Origin of the sequence: Solwaraspora sp. WMMD1047, assembly GCF_029626155.1 — a bacterium.
In the GTDB taxonomy this organism is placed as follows: domain Bacteria; phylum Actinomycetota; class Actinomycetes; order Mycobacteriales; family Micromonosporaceae; genus WMMD1047.
Genome location: NZ_JARUBL010000001.1, coordinates 5,711,143 through 5,730,000, shown reverse-complemented (window position 1 = coordinate 5,730,000; position 18,858 = coordinate 5,711,143). Strand labels below are relative to the sequence as shown.

The 18,858-nt window shown below is 70.9% G+C and carries 12 protein-coding genes and 2 rRNA genes (1 of these 14 only partly in view); 10 read left to right on the top strand and 4 right to left on the bottom strand.

The annotated features are described in order from the left end of the window. Together O7627_RS26110 and rrf are read left to right on the top strand one after the other, a co-directional pair. Positions 1–2,707 (top strand): 23S ribosomal RNA (locus tag O7627_RS26110); it begins 405 nt to the left of the window's first position. A 92-nt stretch (positions 2,708–2,799) separates the two neighbouring features. Then, a 5S ribosomal RNA gene (gene rrf / locus O7627_RS26105) occupies positions 2,800–2,916 on the top strand. A gap of 80 nt (positions 2,917–2,996) precedes the next feature. On the opposite strand, the gene O7627_RS26100 is transcribed toward rrf, so the two are convergent. Continuing rightward, a complete protein-coding gene (locus O7627_RS26100; RefSeq protein WP_278096113.1) occupies positions 2,997–3,779 on the bottom strand; it encodes a hypothetical protein in 783 nt (260 codons plus the stop codon). A gap of 70 nt (positions 3,780–3,849) precedes the next feature. Here O7627_RS26100 and O7627_RS26095 point away from each other — a divergent pair, with 70 nt between their 5' ends. The 3 genes from O7627_RS26095 (at position 3,850) to O7627_RS26085 (ending at position 8,155) form a co-directional block, all read left to right on the top strand. Next, entirely contained in the window at positions 3,850–6,465 is a 2,616-nt protein-coding gene (locus O7627_RS26095) for a valine--tRNA ligase (RefSeq protein ID WP_278096112.1), read from the top strand. Between the two features lie 68 nt (positions 6,466–6,533). Continuing rightward, a complete protein-coding gene (locus O7627_RS26090; protein ID WP_278098440.1) occupies positions 6,534–7,805 on the top strand; it encodes a folylpolyglutamate synthase/dihydrofolate synthase family protein in 1,272 nt (423 codons plus the stop codon). Then, complete coding sequence (locus tag O7627_RS26085) at positions 7,802–8,155, top strand: DUF4233 domain-containing protein (RefSeq protein ID WP_278096111.1); 354 nt, start codon at positions 7,802–7,804, stop codon at positions 8,153–8,155. Before O7627_RS26090 ends, O7627_RS26085 begins: the two co-directional genes overlap by 4 nt. Before the next feature lie 22 nt (positions 8,156–8,177). On the opposite strand, the gene O7627_RS26080 is transcribed toward O7627_RS26085, so the two are convergent. Then, entirely contained in the window at positions 8,178–9,767 is a 1,590-nt protein-coding gene (locus tag O7627_RS26080; protein ID WP_278096110.1) for a VOC family protein, read from the bottom strand. Positions 9,768–9,917: 150 nt separating this feature from the next. Here O7627_RS26080 and ndk point away from each other — a divergent pair, with 150 nt between their 5' ends. From ndk to O7627_RS26065, 3 genes are all read left to right on the top strand, one after another. Beyond that, positions 9,918–10,343: a nucleoside-diphosphate kinase gene (gene ndk / locus O7627_RS26075; protein ID WP_278096109.1), complete on the top strand. Its 426-nt coding sequence runs from the start codon at positions 9,918–9,920 to the stop codon at positions 10,341–10,343. A 114-nt stretch (positions 10,344–10,457) separates the two neighbouring features. Next, positions 10,458–12,032: an alkaline phosphatase D family protein gene (locus O7627_RS26070; protein WP_278096108.1), complete on the top strand. Its 1,575-nt coding sequence runs from the start codon at positions 10,458–10,460 to the stop codon at positions 12,030–12,032. 138 nt (positions 12,033–12,170) lie between these two features. Next, a complete protein-coding gene (locus tag O7627_RS26065; RefSeq protein ID WP_278096107.1) occupies positions 12,171–12,863 on the top strand; it encodes a lysophospholipid acyltransferase family protein in 693 nt (230 codons plus the stop codon). 16 nt (positions 12,864–12,879) lie between these two features. On the opposite strand, the gene O7627_RS26060 is transcribed toward O7627_RS26065, so the two are convergent. Both O7627_RS26060 and O7627_RS26055 read right to left on the bottom strand, forming a co-directional pair. Continuing rightward, positions 12,880–14,370 carry a cryptochrome/photolyase family protein gene (locus O7627_RS26060; protein WP_347404676.1) on the bottom strand — a complete coding sequence of 497 codons (1,491 nt, stop codon included), beginning with the start codon at positions 14,368–14,370 and terminating at the stop codon, positions 12,880–12,882. A gap of 77 nt (positions 14,371–14,447) precedes the next feature. Further along, entirely contained in the window at positions 14,448–15,809 is a 1,362-nt protein-coding gene (locus O7627_RS26055) for a hypothetical protein (RefSeq protein ID WP_278096106.1), read from the bottom strand. A gap of 168 nt (positions 15,810–15,977) precedes the next feature. Between O7627_RS26055 and O7627_RS26050 the strand changes: the two genes are divergently transcribed. Beyond that, positions 15,978–17,966 (top strand): TIGR03960 family B12-binding radical SAM protein, encoded by a 1,989-nt coding sequence (locus tag O7627_RS26050; RefSeq protein WP_278096105.1) that lies wholly within the window; start codon positions 15,978–15,980, stop codon positions 17,964–17,966. A 5-nt stretch (positions 17,967–17,971) separates the two neighbouring features. Further along, a complete protein-coding gene (locus O7627_RS26045; RefSeq protein ID WP_278096104.1) occupies positions 17,972–18,748 on the top strand; it encodes a TIGR03936 family radical SAM-associated protein in 777 nt (258 codons plus the stop codon). Positions 18,749–18,858 lie beyond the last annotated feature (110 nt).

Sequence of the window (18,858 nt, the reverse complement as noted above, 5' to 3'; positions counted from 1 at the left end):
ACGGTGAGAGTCCGGTAGGTGAAAGTGGCTGGTCTTCTGTGGGTGTTCCCGAGTAGCGGCGGACCCCTGTAATCTGCCGTGAATCTGCCAGGACCACCTGGTAAGGCTGAATACTTCCTGGTGACCGATAGCGGACGAGTACCGTGAGGGAATGGTGAAAAGTACCCCGGGAGGGGAGTGAAATAGTACCTGAAACCGTTCGCCTACAATCCGTCGGAGCCTTTAGGGGTGACGGCGTGCCTTTTGAAGAATGAGCCTGCGAGTTAGTGGCATGTGGCGAGGTTAACCCGGGTGGGGGAGCCGTAGCGAAAGCGAGTCTGAACAGGGCGTTCAGTCGCGTGTCCTAGACCCGAAGCGGAGTGATCTAGCCATGGGCAGGCTGAAGCGCGGGTAAGACCGCGTGGAGGGCCGAACCCACCAACGTTGAAAAGTTGGGGGATGACCTGTGGTTAGGGGTGAAAGGCCAATCAAACTCCGTGATAGCTGGTTCTCCCCGAAATGCATTTAGGTGCAGCGTCGCGTGTTTCTTGCCGGAGGTAGAGCACTGGATGGTCTAGGGGGCCCACAAGCTTACCGAAATCAGCCAAACTCCGAATGCCGGTAAGTGAGAGCGCGGCAGTGAGACTGCGGGGGATAAGCTTCGTAGTCGAGAGGGAAACAGCCCAGATCACCAGCTAAGGCCCCTAAGCGTGTGCTAAGTGGAAAAGGATGTGGGATCGCATAGACAACCAGGAGGTTGGCTTAGAAGCAGCCACCCTTTAAAGAGTGCGTAATAGCTCACTGGTCAAGTGGTTCCGCGCCGACAATGTAGCGGGGCTCAAGTACACCGCCGAAGCTGTGGCATTCACACAGGTACTTCGCATGATCTCTTCGGGGGTTGTGTGCAGGTGTGTGGGTGGGTAGGGGAGCGTCGTGCCGGGGGTGAAGCAGCGGGGTGACCCAGCTGTGGACGCGGCACGAGTGAGAATGCAGGCATGAGTAGCGAAAGAAGGGTGAGAAACCCTTCCGCCGGATGACCAAGGGTTCCAGGGCCAGGCTAATCCGCCCTGGGTGAGTCGGGACCTAAGGCGAGGCCGAGAGGCGTAGTCGATGGACAACGGGTTGATATTCCCGTACCCGCGAAGGAGCGCCCATGACGAACCTCATTGTGCTAACCATCCGATCCTGGTGTGGTCTTCGGACTGTGCTGGGGGAGCGTGGGAACCTGGTGGGTAGTAGTCAAGCGATGGGGTGACGCAGGAAGGTAGCTGATCCCGGCCGGTGGTTGTGCCGGGGTAAGCGTGTAGGCCGCACCATAGGCAAATCCGTGGTGCATGGGGCTGAGACGTGATGCCGAGCCGATTCAGGTGAAGTCAGTGATCCTATGCTGCCGAGAAAAGCCTCTAGCGAGCTTCTAGCGGCCCGTACCCCAAACCGACACAGGTGGTCAGGTAGAGAATACCGAGGCGATCGGGCGAACTGTGGTTAAGGAACTCGGCAAATTGCCCCCGTAACTTAGGGAGAAGGGGGGCCGGAGACGTGAAGCCCCGCGCGGGTGGAGCGTTGTATGGCCGCAGAGAGCAGGGGGAAGCGACTGTTTACTAAAAACACAGGTCCATGCGAAGAAGTAATTCGATGTATATGGACTGACGCCTGCCCGGTGCTGGAACGTTAAGGGGACCGGTTAGCTCTTTCGGGGGCGAAGCTGAGAACTTAAGCGCCAGTAAACGGCGGTGGTAACTATAACCATCCTAAGGTAGCGAAATTCCTTGTCGGGTAAGTTCCGACCTGCACGAATGGCGTAACGACTTCCCCACTGTCTCAACCACAGGCCCGGCGAAATTGCATTACGAGTAAAGATGCTCGTTACGCGCGGCAGGACGGAAAGACCCCGGGACCTTTACTATAGCTTGACATTGGTATCTGAATTGAATTGTGTAGGATAGGTGGGAGCCGGTGAAGCTCGTACGCCAGTACGGGTGGAGGCAATCTTGAAATACCACTCTGTTGAATTCGGGTATCTAACTTCGGACCGTGATCCGGTTCAGGGACAGTGTCTGGTGGGTAGTTTAACTGGGGCGGTTGCCTCCCAAAATGTAACGGAGGCGCCCAAAGGTTCCCTCAGCCTGGTTGGCAATCAGGTGTTGAGTGCAAGTACACAAGGGAGCTTGACTGTGAGACTGACAGGTCGAGCAGGGACGAAAGTCGGGACTAGTGATCCGGCACTTGCGAGTGGAAGCGGTGTCGCTCAACGGATAAAAGGTACCCCGGGGATAACAGGCTGATCTTCCCCAAGAGTCCATATCGACGGGATGGTTTGGCACCTCGATGTCGGCTCGTCGCATCCTGGGGCTGTAGCAGGTCCCAAGGGTTGGGCTGTTCGCCCATTAAAGCGGTACGCGAGCTGGGTTTAGAACGTCGTGAGACAGTTCGGTCCCTATCCGCCGTGCGCGTAGGATACTTGAGAAGGGCTGTCCCTAGTACGAGAGGACCGGGACGGACGAACCTCTGGTGTGCCAGTTGTCCCGCCAGGGGCACGGCTGGTTGGCTACGTTCGGAAGGGATAACCGCTGAAAGCATCTAAGCGGGAAGCTCGCTTCAAGATGAGGTATCCCACCCTGGTGACAGGGGTAAGGCCCCCAGCTAGACGACTGGGTTGATAGGCCGGAAATGTAAGCCCGGTAACGGGTTCAGTTGACCGGTACTAATAGGCCGAGGACTTGACCTACAAAGCTGCTACGCGTCCACTGTGCAACTCACGACAAACGAACACGACCCCCGACGTGTCGGGTGCGGGTGTGTTTGATAAGTCGATAAGGTTACGGCGGTCATGGCGGAGGGGAAACGCCCGGCAACATTCCGAACCCGGAAGCTAAGCCCTCCAGCGCCGATGGTACTGCACCCGGGAGGGTGTGGGAGAGTAGGACACCGCCGGACACACTTCCGGTCAAGGGCCACCCAACAGGGTGGCCCTTGACTGTGTTTCCGGTACGGGCTGTGTTTCCGGTACGAGCGGCTCAGTTCCGGGTCTGGACGGCGTCGCGGATCTCCCGCATCAGCTCGCCGGCCTGGTCGACGTCGCGGCCCGGGAACATCGCCATCGCCACACTGCCGTGGTCGGCCCAACCGCAGACCGGCAGCTCGCCCTCTGGCGTATCGGTGGTGCCGCACTTCAGCACTCCGCCGAACTCGCCGGCAGGCATCTCGCGGAGCCCGGTGACACCGGCATCGTCGTCGGCGACCAGTTCGAAGAGTCGGTCGAGGTCCCGTTCCGGCTGCCAGATCAGGGTGGTGCCGCCGAAGAGCAGGACGCTACGGTCCGGCGCGGCGGGGTCGGCGTAGACGGCGCCGACGGAGCGGTCCAGGGCGATGTCGGCGGCGAATCCGGTACGCAGGTAGTCAGCCGTGGCCGCCGCGCGTTCGCTGTCGTCCAGGGTCAAGCCGGCCACCGTCGCCGGAGTCCGCAGCTCGGCGTCCTTCTGGGCGGCGATCCGCCAGCCCGCGGTGCCCAACGTCGCCGCGCCGGCCAGGCCCACCAGCAGGGCTGCCCCCAGCACGATCACCTTCCGCCGCGACGGGCCGCCGGTCTGCGCGCCGTCCGGGCCCGGGCCGTCACCTCCCCGAGCCGGCCCCGTCGGTCGGCCCGGATCCGCCGGTCGGTCCGCGGTCGCCGGTTGGTCCACCCCCGGAAGCGTCCGCCACCCGGTGTACCGCTGCCGGGGCGGCGGCTCGTCGCGGCTCAGGTCGATCAGCCCCGGTTCGTCACCCGTCGGCGGCCTGGAGATGTGCGGATCGGACATAGCCGCCACCGTACCGCCAACCGGTGGTGGCTGATGTCGGGTACCGCAACGGGCTCCGTAGACTTTGCGGGTGACCGAGACACTGGATACCCGACGCGCCGCGGCCCCGACCCTCTCCGCCCAGTACCAGCCGGGCGAGGTTGAGCAGCGACGGTACGAGCGTTGGGTAGCCGCCGGGTACTTCCGGGCCTCGACCGACAGTGACCGGCCGCCGTTCACCATCGTCATCCCCCCGCCGAACGTCACCGGCTCGCTGCACATGGGGCACGCCTTCGAGCACACCCTGATGGACGCCCTCACGCGGCGCCGCCGGATGCAGGGCTACGAGGCACTCTGGCTGCCGGGCATGGACCACGCCGGGATCGCCACCCAGAACCTGGTCGAGCGGCAGCTCGCCGCCGAGGGCCGGTCCCGTCACGACCTGGGCCGGGAGCGGTTCGTCGAGCGGGTCTGGCAGTGGAAGGCCGAGTCCGGCGGCGCCATCCTGGGTCAGATGCGCCGGCTCGGGGACTCGGTCGACTGGAACCGGGAGCGCTTCACCATGGACGAGGGCCTCTCCCGGGCCGTCCAGACCATCTTCAAGCGGCTGTACGACGACGGCCTGATCTACCGCGCCGAGCGCATCATCAACTGGTGCCCGCGCTGCCTCACCGCGCTGTCGGACATCGAGGTCGAGCACACCGACGACGAGGGTGAACTGGTCTCCATCCGCTACAGCGACGACGTGGTGGTGGCCACCACCCGGGCCGAGACGATGCTCGGCGACACCGCGGTTGCGGTGCACCCCTCAGACGAGCGCTACCGGCACCTGATCGGCACCGAGGTCGAGCTGCCGCTGACCGGCCGGCGGATCCCGATCGTCGGTGACGAGCACGTCGACCCCTCGTTCGGCACCGGCATGGTCAAGGTCACCCCGGCGCACGACCCGAACGACTTCGAGATCGGCCAGCGGCACAACCTGCCCGCGCTCACGATCATGGACGAGCGGGGCGTCATCACCGCGCCCGGCCCGTTCGTCGGCCTGGACCGGTTCGAGGCGCGGCCGGCGATCGTGGCCGCCCTGCGCGAACAGGGCCGGATCGTGGCGGAGAAGCGCCCCTACACGCACGCCGTCGGGCACTGCTCGCGCTGCAAGACCACGGTCGAGCCGCGGCTGTCGCTGCAGTGGTTCGTCAACACCGGGCCGCTGGCCCGGGCCGCCGGCGACGCGGTCCGCGACGGGCGGGTCCGGATCGAGCCGGCGGACATGGCGAAGCGCTACTTCGCCTGGGTCGACAACATGCACGACTGGTGCATCTCCCGGCAGCTCTGGTGGGGCCACCGGATCCCCGTCTGGTACGGCCCGGACGGCGAGGTGCGCTGCGTCGGCCCGGACGAGCAGCCCCCCACCGGCGACGGCTGGCGCCAGGACGAGGACGTGCTGGACACCTGGTTCTCCAGCGCGCTCTGGCCGTTCTCCACCCTCGGCTGGCCCGAGCAGACCGCCGACCTGGCCAAGTTCTACCCGACGAGCGTGCTGGTCACCGGCTACGACATCCTCTTCTTCTGGGTCGCCCGGATGATGATGTTCGGTCTCTACGCGATGGACGGGCGGCAGCCGTTCGACGTCATCGCCCTGCACGGCATGGTCCGCGACGAGCACGGCAAGAAGATGTCGAAGTCGTTCGGCAACGTGGTCGACCCGCTGGACTGGATCGGCCGGTTCGGCGCCGACGCCACCCGGTTCACCCTGGCCCGCGGCGCCAACCCCGGCCAGGACGTCCCGGTCAGCGAGGAGTGGTGCCAGGGCTCCCGCAACTTCTGCAACAAGCTCTGGAACGCCACCCGGTTCGCCCTGCTGAACGGCGCGCACGTCGGCGGCGACCTGCCCGAGGCGAGCCGGCTGTCGACCGTCGACCGGTGGATCCTCTCCCGGCTGCAGCACGTCGCGGCCGAGGTCGACGAGCAGTTCGAGGCGTACGAGTTCGCCAAGGTCTGCGACCTGCTCTACCACTTCGCCTGGGACGACGTCTGCGACTGGTACGTCGAACTGACCAAGCCGGTGCTGGCCGCCGGCGGGGAGCCGGCCGAGGTCACCCGCCGGGTGCTCGGCCACGTGCTCGACCAGCTGCTGCGGCTGCTGCATCCGGTGGTCCCGTTCGTCACCGAGGAGCTCTGGATCGCGCTGACCGGCGGGGACACCGTGATGACCCAGCAGTGGCCGGCGGCCCAGCCCGCGCTCGTCGACGACCCGGCGGAGGCCGAGGTGGCGGCCCTGCAGCGGGTGGTCACCGAGATCCGGCGGTTCCGGTCCGACCAGGGGCTGCGGCCGGCCCAGCGGGTCGCCGCCCGGCTGGACGGGTTGACCGGCGCCGGGATCGCCGCCCACGAGCCGCTGCTGCGCGCCCTGGCCCGGCTCGACGACGCCGGTGCGGACTTCCAGGCCAGTGCCACCCTGGCGGTGACCGGCGACGTCACCGTGGCCCTGGACACCCGGGGTTCGATCGACGTGGCGGCCGAGCGGGCCCGGCTGGAGAAGGACCGGGCGGCGGCCGAGAAGGAGGCCGCGCAGGCCCGGGCGAAGCTCGGCAACCCGGCCTTCGTCGGCAAGGCGCCGGAGCCGGTGGTCAACAAGATCAGGGACCGGCTGGCGGTGGCCGAGTCCGACCTGGCCCGGATCTCCGCCGCGCTGCAGGCTCTGTCGTGAGTGGCGCCGCCGATCGGGCCGAGTTCGCCGCGGTCGACGCCGAGCTGAGCCAGCGCGGCTTCACCCGGATGGTCTTCGACCTGGGCCGCATCGAACAGCTGCTCGACCTGCTGGGCAGCCCGCAGCGGGCGTACCCGTCGATCCACCTGACCGGGACGAACGGCAAGACCTCGACCGCCCGCATGATCGACTCGTTGTTGCGGTCGTTCGGGCTGCACACCGGCCGCTACACCAGCCCGCACCTGGAGACGGTGCGGGAGCGGGTCAGCCTGGACGGGGAACCGGTGAGCGAACAGCGGTTCGTCGGCGCGTACCGGGAGATCGCGCCGCTGGCCGAGCTGGTCGACCAGAAGTCGAGCGAACCACTCACCTACTTCGAGATGACCACCGCCCTGGCGTTCGCGACGTTCGCGGACGCCCCGGTCGACGTGGCCGTCGTCGAGGTCGGCCTCGGCGGCGCCGAGGACGCCACGAACGTCCTGCAGGCCGGGGTCTGCGTGCTCACCCCGATCGGGCTCGACCACACCGAATGGCTCGGCGACCGGCTGGAGGACATCGCGCTGGCCAAGTCCGGCATCATCCACTCCGGGGCCACGGTCGTGCTGGCCGCCCAACCGGAGGAGGCGGCCCGACCGATCCTGGAACGCTGCGTCGAGGTGGGCGCCACCGTCGCGCGGGAGGGCGCCGAGTTCGGGGTGCTGCGGCGTTCGGTGGCGGTCGGCGGCCAGGTCCTCACCCTGCAGGGGCTGGGCGGCGCGTACGACGAGATCTTTCTGCCGTTGCACGGCGCCCACCAGGCGCAGAACGCGGCGATCGCGCTGGCGGCCGTCGAGGCGTTCCTCGGCGCCGGCGCGAACCGGCAGCTCGACGTCGAGTCGGTCCGGGCCGGGTTCGCCGGCGCCTCCGCGCCGGGCCGGCTGGAGCGGGTACGGTCCGCTCCGACGATCCTGCTCGACGGGGCGCACAACCCGCACGGGATGGCGGCCACCGTCACCGCGCTGCAGGAGGAGTTCGCCTTCAGCCGGCTGATCGCGGTGGTCGGGGTGCTCGCCGACAAGGACGCCGCCGGGCTGCTGGAGCTGCTCGAACCGGTGGTCGACGCGGTGGTGGTGACCCGTAACAGTTCACCCCGGGCGATGCCGGTGGCGGAGCTGGCCGAGCTGGCGACGGAGGTCTTCGGACCGGAACGGGTGGAGGTGGCGGCCGGGATGCCGGACGCGATCGAGGCGGCCGTCGGGCTCGCCGAAACCGACGTGCAGGGCGAGCTGAGCGGCGTGGGGGTGGTGGTCACCGGTTCGGTGGCCACCGTTGCCGACGCCCGGCACCTGCTGAAGCGATGACCGGGCCGGCGCCGAGATCCGGGCTGCGCGACCCGGTCCGGGCGGTCCGGGGCCTCGGCGCCGGCTCGCTGGTGCTGGAGGCGCTGGTGCTGCTGCTGGCGATCCAGCCGATCCGGATGCTCGGCGGCGAGCTGACCGGACCGGCGATCGGGGCGATCGTCGCGCTGGCGGTCGGCGCGGTGCTGCTCGCCGGGCTGCTGCGCCGCCGGTGGGCCTGGCACGGCGGCACCGCCCTGCAGGTGCTGCTGCTGGCCGCCGGCCTGCTGCACCCGGCACTCGGCGCCCTGGGCATCATCTTCGGCCTGGTCTGGGCCTACGTGCTGCACGTCCGGCGCAGCATCCTCGGCTAACGTCCCCGCCGCCGCACCCCGGTCAGCGGGGCTGGCGGTCGCGCCACTGGGTGAGGGCGATGCCGTGGCCGTCGGGGTCGCGGAACGCGGCGGCCCAGAGCTCCAGCTTGGCGCCCCGGTTCACCGCGCGGGGGGCATACGTGAACCGGACGCCCTTGGCCTTCAGCTCGGCGTGGGCGGCCTCGACGTCGTCGACATCGAGGTTGAGGTGCACCAACCGGCGGTTGATCGGCGCGACGTCCCGGATGGCCCGCAGCACGATCCGGGTGGCGCCGGAGGCGAGCACCGCGTTCCCCTCGCCGCCGTCGATCTCCAGGAACCCGAGCATGTCCCGGTAGAAGGCCACCGACCGGTCCAGATCGGCCACCAGCAGGGTGATGCCGACGCCGTGAATCGGGCGGCCGGTGTCGCCGGCCGCGCCCCCGGGGGGAGCGTCCGGCAGCCCGGCCAGGATCGGATCGTCGTCCGCGGCGTCGCCAACAGGCTCACCGCCAACGGGGTCCGGCCCGCCGGGACCGGGCGGCGGGATGTCCCCGGTGGACTGGTAGCTGTCGGTCACGTATGGCGACGGGCCGGTCGGGTCGGCGGAGGACGGCGCCGAGCCGGACCGAGGGGAGTAGGCGGCCGGCGGGCCGTCGATGTCGATGTCGATCTCGTCGAGCGGCGGGGCGGACGCCGAGGCGACCGGGCCGGTCGATCCGGTTGCCGCCGGAGTGGCGACGTCAGGCATCGCGGCGTCCGGGTCGCGGTCCGACTCCGAGCCGGACGGACCCGGGTCGGGCTGGGCGATCGTCGGGCCGGGGCCGGGCTGGGCGACGGTAGCGGCCGGGCCGGAATGGGCGGCAGCGGGGGCGGGGCTCGGTCTGGTGACGGAGGGGCCGGGGCTGGGCTTGGCGCGGCGGGGTAGCGGCGTCGCCGGGGACGGCTCGACCACGGTGCCCTCCAACACCAGGGTGCCGCCCGGCGTCTGGCGTACCACCACCGGCTCCTCGTAGCGGCGACCGCCCTCGGCCGGCAGGTCGGCGGCCATCCGCTCACCGGCGGTCGGCCCCAGATAGTCCTCGTCCGGCGTCCGCTGCTCCCAGGGCGGGGCGTCCTCCTCGATCAGCAGGTCGTCGGCGGCCGGGTCGTAGTCGTCGAACTCCGGCGGGAGCCCGCCCCGGGCGGCCGCCTCCGCGTGCGTCATCACCTCGTCCCAGAGGATCCGGACGTGCCGCTGGTCGTCGATCGCGACCATGATCGGCAGGGTGGCGCCCGGGTCGGGCCACTTGGCCACCGGCACCCGGGGGTCGCGCACCTTTATCGAGCGGGGCGGCAGGCCGGGCGCGTCGATCACGATCTGCAGCTCGCAGCGGCCGAACGTCGATGACGCGGGCGGCTCCGACACGCTGTGCACATGGCCGATCCCGGTCACCCAGGCGCGCGCGCCGCTGCGCACCGACGTGACGAGCACCAGGGCGACGGAGAGGACCAGCAGCGCCACCCCGAGCGCCACGATGGTCCAGCTCGACATGCCGGCGCCGAACAGCACGATGAAGGTGGCGACCGTGCCGAGCACGGCGGCGACGAGCTTGCGCACCGGTGCGACCTGTCGACGGGTGCCGTCTGCCACAGTGGACCTCCCTGGTTAGGGCCAGGCTAGGCCCGGTCGCCCGGGAATGGGAAGACCGGAGCGTTGACACGGCCGGCCACGGATCCCGCCCGGGGGCTCGCTAGGCTGACCATGCCCGTTAGTACCCGGCCCTGTCCAGGAGGAATCAGCGTGTCCAGCAGCAGTCCGGTCGAGCGTACCCTCGTCCTGATCAAGCCCGACGCCGTGCGGCGCGGCCTGGTCGGGGAGATCCTCGGCCGGTTCGAGCGCAAGGGCTTCACCGTGGACGCGATGGTGCTACGGGCGATGGACGGCGCCCTCGCCGACGCGCACTACGCCGAACACCTGGAGAAGCCGTTCTACCCGCCGCTGCGCGAGTTCATGACCGGCGGACCGCTGGTCGCGCTCGTGCTCTCCGGAGACCAGGTGATCGACGTCGTACGCGGCCTGGTCGGGGCCACCGACGGGCGCAAGGCGGCGGCCGGCACGATCCGCGGCGACCTCTCCCTGTCCAACCGGGAGAACCTGGTGCACGCCTCCGACTCGGTGGACAGCGCCAAGCGGGAGATCGCCCTCTGGTTCCCCGACCTGGGCTGACCGGCTGGCGTTCGCCAGCGGTTCGGGAAACGGTCACCGGGAGCCGGCCGGCGCGCCACGTGGGATCGATACACCACAGGTGTCTCATTTCCGCGTTTTGCCGGAGGACCCCGAATGACCGCACTTGATCGACGTACCCTGCTGCGAGCCGGACTGGCCACCGGCGCCGGACTGGCCGGCGGCGCGCTGCTCGGCGGCGCCGGCGCCCCCGCCGCCGGACCGCTCGGCTTCCCCGGCTGGCGACCCGCGGGGCGCCCGGTGCTGACCCACGGCATCCAGAGCGGCGCCGCGACGGCCGACTCGGCGGTGGTCTGGACCCGGGCCGACCGGGCCGGGCGGCTGCGGGTGGAGATCAGCTCCCGCCCCGACTTCCGCGGCGCCCGGCAGATCCGCGGACCGGTACTCGGCCCGGACAGCGACTTCACCGGCAAGCTCCGGCTGCGCGGCCTGCCACCCGGCCGGCGGCTGCACTACCGGGTACGGGTCGAGAGCACCGAGCGGTACGGCCTGGTCAGCGAGACGCTGACCGGTGAGCTGACCACCGCGCCGGCCGCCGGCCAGCGCCGCGACCTGCGGTTCGTCTGGACCGGCGACATCGCCGGCCAGGGCTGGGGAATCGACCCCGCGTACGGCGGGATGCGGATCTTCGAGTCGATGCGGGCGGTCCGCCCGGACTTCTTCCTCTGCAGCGGCGACACCGTCTACGCCGACGGCCCGCTCACCGAGACCGTGACCCTCCCGGACGGGCGGATCTGGCGCAACCTGGTCACCGAGGAGAAGAGCAAGGTCGCCGAGACGCTCGGCGAGTTCCGGGGCCAGTTCGCCTACAACCTGCTCGACGAGCACCTGCGCGCGTTCGCCGCCGAGGTGCCGCAGATCAACCAGTGGGACGACCACGAGGTGACGAACAACTGGTACCCCGGGGAGATCCTGACCGATTCCCGGTACGCCGAGACCCGGGTCGACGTGCTGGCCCGCCGCGCCCGCCGGGCCTTCCACGAGTGGCTGCCCACCCCGTCCGACGACCGGCTCTACCGGCGACTGTCGTACGGGCCGCTGCTCGACGTGTTCGTGCTGGACATGCGGACCTACAAGGACGCCAACGACGGCAACACCTACGCCGACCCGCGCCGGGGCCTGCTGGGGCGTGACCAGCGGGCCTGGCTGACCCGGGAACTGACCCGGTCCCGGGCGACCTGGAAGGTGATCGCCGCCGACCTGCCGCTCGGCCTGGTGGTGCCGGACGGCGCCGCCGCCCAGGAGGGGATCGCGCAGGGCGACCCGGGTCTGCCCGCCGGCCGGGAACTGGAGTTCGCCGAGATCCTCACCACCGCCCACCGGCGCGGCGTGACCGGGATCGTCTTCCTCACCGCCGACGTGCACTACACCGCCGCCCACCACTACGACCCGGCGCGCGCCGCGGTGGCCGACTTCACCCCGTTCTGGGAATTCGTCTCCGGGCCCGCGCACGCCGGCGCGTTCGGCCCGAACGCCCTGGACGGCACCTTCGGCCCCCGGGCGGTCTTCGTCAACGCCCCGCCCCGGGCGAACACCTCGCCGGCCGAGGGATTCCAGCACTTCGGCGAGGTGAACATCGACGGCCGCTCCGGTGCCTTCACCGTGCACCTGCGCGACCGCGACGGCACCTCGCTGTGGTCGGTGACGCTGCCGGCACCGACCCGGCGGTGAGCCCGGGGGGTGCCGGCCGCCGGGCTGGCACCCCCCAGGCTGCGGGGCGGCCCGGCTGCGGGGACGGTCGACCGCGCGTGACGGGCGGGCGTCGGTTACCGTGACAGCCTCCGTTCCGCACCCCATCCCGGAGGTTCCGTGCCGCTGCTCTACACCATCGGCAAGCTCACCGTCGGCAACGGGCTGCTGTTGGGCTGGCGCCCGAAAGTGGAAGGGCTGGAACACGTTCCCGCGACCGGCGGGGCGATCTTCGCCGGTAACCACCTGTCGGTCGCCGACGAACTCTTCCTCGGTGCCGTGGTACCCCGCCACCTCGCGTTCTGGGCCAAGGCCGAGTACTTCACCGGCACCGGCTTCCGAGGTTGGCTGAGCCGCTCGGTGATCGGTGGGCTCGGCGCCATCCGGGTCGAGCGGGCCGGCGGGCGGGCCGCGCTGTCGGCGTTCGACGGCGCCGTCCCGGTGCTGCGCGGCGGCGACCTGGTGGTCATCTACCCGGAGGGCACCCGTTCCCCGGACGGGCGGCTCTACCGGGGTCGGACCGGGGTGGCCCGGCTGGCGATGGCGGCCGGCGTACCGGTGATCCCGGTCGGCATGATCGGCACCGAGAAGATCCAGCCGATCGGCACCCGGGTGCCCCGGCTCGGCGCCGGGCGACCAATTGTCCGGTTCGGCAAGCCGATGGACTTCACCGGCCGCGCGGAGGACCGCAGCTCGCTGCGGCAGATCACCGACGAAGTGATGATGGAGATCCAGAAGCTGACCGGCCAGGAGTACGTGAACCGGTACGCCCCGGCCCGCGAACGCCCGACCAACGGCGACCCGGCAGCCTGACCGGCCCGCCCCGGCGTCACGGCGCGCGGGAGCCGCGCTCCTTCTCCTGCGCCACCACCTGCGGCAGGTCCTCCAGCCGGTCCAGCTGCCGCAGCGCCCGGTTCATCCGGACGTTGCCGTGCAGCCGCTCCCGCGAGCCGGCCAGGAAGGCCCAGTAGCCGGCCGTGTACGGGCACGCCTCGTCGCCCAGCCGGCGGCGCGGGTCGTACCGGCAGCCGCCGCAGTAGTCACTCATCCGATTCAGGTACGCCCCGCCGGCCGCGTACGGCTTGGTGGTGATCCGGCCCAGGTCGGCGAACTGGCTCATGCCCACCACGTTCGCGGTCATCACCCACTCGTAGCCGTCGACGAAGCAGCGGTGGAACCAGTCGACCAGGTCCGACGGGCGCCAGCCGCGCTGCAGGCCGTAGTTGCCGAGCACCATCAGCCGGGGGATGTGGTGCACCCACCCCCGATCCCGGACCCCGGCCAGCACGTCGGCCAGGCAGCGGGCACCGACCGCGTCGGCGTCCAGGTCGGCGAACCAGGCGGGCAGCGACCGGCGGGCGGCCAACCGGTTGGTGGCCCGGTAGCCGGCGTCGAAGTACCAGTAGAGGTGCCAGACGTAGTCGCGCCAGCCGAGCAGTTGCCGGATGAACCCCTCGGCGCTGGCCAGCGGCGCCGCGCCGGACCGGTGGGCCTGCTCGACGGCCCGCACCGCCGCCATCGGATCGAGCAGACCCAGGTTGAACGAGGACGAGAGCGCGCTGTGCGCCATCAGCGGGTCGGCGGCGAGCATCGCGTCCTCGTAGGGCCCGAACATCGGCAGCCGGTGCGCCACGAAGTGCTCCAGCCGGGCCACCGCCTCGGCCCGGGTGGCCGGGAACCGGCGCGGCCCGTCCCGCCCGACGAACCGGATGCCCTCCCCGGCCCACCGGTCCAGGTCCCGGCGTACCGCCTCGTCGATCTCGTCCTCCTGGATCGCCGGCGGTGGCGGCACGTCCAGGCGGGCGGCGCCCGACGGCGGGGGCTGCCGGTTGTCGGCGTCCAGGTTCCACCGGCCGCCGAGCGGACCGCCCTGGTCCATCAGGACGCCGTGCCGGCGCCGGGCGTACCGGTAGAACTCCTCCAGGCGCAGCGTGCCGCGCCGCTCGTCGGCCCAGCCGACGAAGTCCTCGGGGCTGGTGATGAAGCCGCGCGGCGGCAGCATCCGCACCTCGGGTAGCGAGCGGACCAGATCCCGGGCCCGGCGCGAGGTCGGGTGGCAGACGTCGACCGACTCGCCGAGCTGTGTCAACCCGGCCCGGTAGGTCTCCACCCGGTGGTGAACCGCCTGGTCGCCGAGCTCGGCCGCCCGGTGCCGCAACGCCGAGAGCACCAGGTGTGCCTTCTGCCGGTGGAAGGCCCGCCGCCGGAAGACCCCCTTCGACTCGATCAACAGCACCGGCTGGTTCGGGTCGTCGAGGAAATGCGGCCCCAGTTGGTCAGCGAAAAGCCAGCGCCGCAGCAGCATCACCCGATTGTGCACCGCCTGACGGTTTTCTTCCCTGCCGAGCGGGCCTGTCTGGTGTGTGCCGGATCACAACGATCAGCTGGTGTTGGCCGTCAGCCGCGCTGCACGATCCAGGTCCGCAGCTCCGCCAGTAGCCTGGCGCTGTCCTCGACCGACAGCCGGGTGAAGACGCCGGCGGCGATGCTGCCGTGGTCGGCCCAGGCGCAGACCACCACGTCGGTGCCGTCGATCCGGCCAGTGCCGCAGCGCTGGTATTCGCCCCGGATGCCGGTCTCGATCGCCTGGACGCCGGTGAGTTCGAACTGCTCGCCGAGCCGGGTCATCTCCGCCTCGACGTCGGACTCCGGGCTGAACCGGAAGCCGGTGGCGCCGAAGACCGTGATCCGCTTGTTGCCCGGCGCCGAGTAGACCCCGGCGAAGGTGTCCTCGGCGAACAGGTGCGCGGCCCGCATCTCCCCGGCCAGCCGCTGCGCGTCGCTGCCACTTGCCGCGTCGTCGCGCAACTGCAGGTCAGCCACCTCGGCCGGCAGGCTGGCGCTGGCCGGATACTGCTCCCACATCGGCTTGCCGAAGTAGGCGGGCACGCCGCAGCAGCAGGCGACGGTGAGCAGCGTCAGGGTCAGCATCACGCCCGGCCAGGTGCGGCGGCGGCGCGGCGGCGCGGGAACGTACCCGGGCGGCGGCCGCCAGCCCGGCGGGGCGCTCCGGCCCGGCCCGGCCTGCCATCCGGCCGGCCCTCCGGCGGCCGGTCCGGCGGGGCCGCGTCCGCGCCACCTGGGGCGGCGGGGCGCCTCCCGGCCCGGCTGGGCCGGCGCCGCCGGCTGGCCGACCGACGCCGGCCGGGCGGGCGCGGCCGGCAGCGCCGCCGGCGGCGGGTACGCCCGATGGTGCGGCGCCGGTTGCTGCGGCGCGGGCTGGTGCGGCGCGGGGTAGGGCGGCGCGGGGGACCGCTGCGCCGGGTAGGAGGGCACCGGCGAATGTGGCGGGGCGGGGGAGTGGGGCACGGCGGTGCCCGGGAAGTGGCGGGTCGGCGGCAGTGGGGGTGCCGGCGAATACGGCTGGTGCGCCGCCCACAGGCCGGCGTCGGCGCCCGCCCACGGGTCGACCGGGGTACGCGTCTCCGGGTCGTGCAGCTCGTCGGCCGGCAGGTGCAGGGTGGGGTCCCGGGGCGGCGGTACCACCGGGCCGGCCGTGGCGTCCTCGGCCCCGCGCCAGCGCCGCCGCTTCGGAGTCGGCGGCGGGACCGCCGCCGAACCCGTCCAGCGGGGCGGCACCTGCCTGGTCGGCGGCGCCTCGTCCGGTTTCGCACCCACCGGATCCGCGGGCCCGGCGCCCGCCGGCTCGGCCCGGGTGGGCTCGGCCCGGGTGGGCTCGGGCCTGGCAGGCTCGACGGGTGGGCCGGGCGGGACCGCCGACTGGCCGGGTTGGCCGGCTTGCGGCTGCGGCTCCGGCATCGCGGACGTCTCCTCTCCCACCGGACCAAGATTAGTACCGCCTGGCCACCCCGCCGCCCGGCCCAGGTGGCGCCCACTGGTCCGGTTGCCCGGCTGGGCGCGTACCGTTGGGGGTTGGTTTTTGTCTTCGGTGGGGATGGCTCCGGCTGGGGCGTCCCGGGAGGTTTCATGAGTGCCGTGACCGGCGCCGCGCGTACGCCCGCGGCGAACTCCGTGTGGCCCCGGCTGGAACAGCTGCTGCCGAGGGTGAGCAAACCCATCCAGTACGTGGGTGGCGAGCTGGGCGCGGTGGTCAAGGACTGGGAGCAGGCGACCGTCCGGTGGGCGCTGATGTATCCGGACGCCTACGAGGTGGGGCTGCCCAACCAGGGCGTGCAGATCCTCTACGAGGTGCTCAACGAGCTGCCCGACGTGCTGGCCGAGCGGACCTACGCGGTCTGGCCGGACCTGGAGGCGCTGATGCGGGAGCACGGCGTGCCGCAGTTCACCGTCGAGGCGCACCGGCCGGTCGGTGAGTTCGACCTGTTCGGCATCTCGTTCGCCACCGAGCTTGGCTACACCAACCTGCTCACCGCGATCGACCTGGCCGGGATACCGCTGCTGGCCGCCGACCGGACCGACGCGCACCCGGTGATCGTGGCCGGCGGGCACGCCGCCTTCAACCCGGAGCCGATCGCCGACTTCATCGACGCCGCGGTGCTCGGCGACGGCGAGGAGGCGGTCCTGGAGATCACCGAGATCGTCCGGGCCTGGAAGGCCGAGGGCAGCCCCGGCGGCCGGGACGAGATGCTGCTGCGGCTGGCCCGCACCGAGAGCGTCTACGTGCCGCGCTTCTACGACGTGGACTACCTGCCCGACGGCCGGATCCAGCGGGTGGTGCCGAACCGGGCGGACGTGCCGTTCCGGGTGCACAAGCGCACGACCATGGACCTGGACGCCTGGCCGTACCCGAAGAAGCCGCTGGTGCCGCTCGCCGAGACGGTGCACGAGCGGTACGCCGTGGAGATCTTCCGGGGCTGCACCCGGGGCTGCCGGTTCTGCCAGGCCGGCATGATCACCCGGCCGGTCCGGGAGCGGTCCATCACCACCGTCGGGCAGATGGTCAAGGAGGGTCTGGAGTACTCCGGCTTCCACGAGGTCGGGTTGCTGTCGCTGTCGTCGGCCGACCACTCCGAGATCGGCGACATGTGCTCCGGCCTGGCCCAGCAGTACGAGGGCACCAACGTGTCGCTGTCGCTGCCGTCGACCCGGGTGGACGCGTTCAACATCGAGCTGGCCCAGGAGCTGTCCCGCAACGGGCGGCGCACCGGGTTGACCTTCGCGCCGGAGGGCGGCTCCGAGCGGATCCGCAAGGTGATCAACAAGATGGTGTCGGAGGAGGACCTGATCCGCACCGTCGTCACCGCGTACGGCAACGGCTGGCGGCAGGTCAAGCTCTACTTCATGTGCGGGCTGCCCACCGAGACCGACGACGACGTGCTGCAGATCGCCCGGCTCGCGCACGAGGTGATCAAGGCCGGGCGGGCCGAGACCGGTTCGAAGGACATCCGCTGCACGGTCTCGATCGGCGGGTTCGTGCCCAAGCCGCACACCCCGTTCCAGTGGGCGCCGATGGAGCGCCCCGAGGTGATCGACAACCGGCTGCGCCTGCTCAAGCAGGCGATAAACGCCGACCGGTCGCTGGGCCGGGCGATCGGCTACCGCTACCACGACGGCGAGCCGTCACTCATCGAGGGGCTGCTGTCGCGGGGCGACCGGCGGGTCGGCGCGGTGATCCGGCGGGTCTGGGAGAACGGCGGCCGGTTCGACGGCTGGAGCGAGCACTTCTCCTACCGGCGCTGGGTGGACGCCGCCGCCGAGGTGCTGCCCGCCTACGGCGTGGACCTGGACTGGTTCACCACCCGCCAGCGCGAGCAGCTCGAGGTGCTCCCGTGGGACCACCTCGACTCCGGGCTGGACAAGGACTGGCTCTGGCAGGACTGGCAGGACTCCCTCTCCGAGTACGAGCAGGACGACTGCCGGTGGACGCCGTGCTTCGACTGCGGGGTCTGCCCGTCCATGGACACCGAGATCCAGATCGGGCCGACCGGCCGCAAGCTGCTCCCGCTGACCCCGGTCAACACCGGGCTGCGGGTGCCCGCCGGCACCCAGGGGTGATCCGGATGGCCGCGAAACGCCAGCCCGAGGGGGGCCAGGACCCCGTCGTCCAGAAGATCCGGATCCGGTACGCCAAGCGCGGTCCGATGCGCTTCACCTCGCACCGTGACTTCGCCCGCGCCTTCGAGCGGGCGCTGCGCCGCGGAGGCGTGCCGATCGCCTTCTCCCAGGGCTTCACCCCACACCCCAAGATCTCGTACGCCAGCGCCGCCCCCACCGGGGTGGCCAGCGAGGCGGAGTACCTGGAGATCGGCCTGCGGGCGGAGGTCGACCCGGCCGCGCTGCGGGCCGCGTTGGACGCGGCGCTCTCGCCGGGCCTGGACGTGCTCGACGCGGTGCGGGCCGGGCCGGGCGGGCTGGCCGACCGGATCGACGCCTCGCACTGGCGGATCGAACTGCCGGGCGTGCAGCCGGCGGTGCTGCGGCAGGCCGTGGCCGCGTTCCGGGCCGCGTCGGAGGTGCCGGTCGAGCGGCTGACCAAGCAGGGACGGCGCGTCTTCGACAGCCGGGCTGCAGTTACGCGCATCGATGTGATCGAGTCAACCGGGGCACCTTCCGAGGTCACGGCCGTACCGTGTGCGATACTCGACCTAGTCGTACGGCAGGTCACCCCGTCCGTACGGCCCGATGACGTCCTAGCTGGCCTCCGCGTGGTGGCCGACCTGGAGCCGCCGGTGCCGCCAAGCGCGACCCGGCTGGCGCAGGGCAGGCTGACCGCGCAGGGGGAGATCGTGGATCCGTTGGAGGCGGACCGCGACGGGGCAGTCATTGGTGAACGCTAGCCGGCCATCGGCGAGCGCTCAGGTAGGCAGACTTCGGTGGCCCGGGCACCACGACGCGTCACCGGAAACACTTTTGCGGCAACCCTGCGTGGCAGCGCTCACCCGCGCCC

Excerpts from the sequence above, each read along its gene's own strand:
- O7627_RS26100 (WP_278096113.1), bottom strand. The coding sequence starts at position 3,779 with ATGTCCGATCCGCACATCTCCAGGCCGCCGACGGGTGACGAACCGGGG.
- O7627_RS26090 (WP_278098440.1), top strand. The coding sequence starts at position 6,534 with ATGGTCTTCGACCTGGGCCGCATCGAACAGCTGCTCGACCTGCTGGGC.
- O7627_RS26085 (WP_278096111.1), top strand. The coding sequence starts at position 7,802 with ATGACCGGGCCGGCGCCGAGATCCGGGCTGCGCGACCCGGTCCGGGCG.
- O7627_RS26070 (WP_278096108.1), top strand. The coding sequence starts at position 10,458 with ATGACCGCACTTGATCGACGTACCCTGCTGCGAGCCGGACTGGCCACC.
- O7627_RS26055 (WP_278096106.1), bottom strand. The coding sequence starts at position 15,809 with ATGCCGGAGCCGCAGCCGCAAGCCGGCCAACCCGGCCAGTCGGCGGTC.
- O7627_RS26050 (WP_278096105.1), top strand. The coding sequence starts at position 15,978 with ATGAGTGCCGTGACCGGCGCCGCGCGTACGCCCGCGGCGAACTCCGTG.
- O7627_RS26045 (WP_278096104.1), top strand. The coding sequence starts at position 17,972 with ATGGCCGCGAAACGCCAGCCCGAGGGGGGCCAGGACCCCGTCGTCCAG.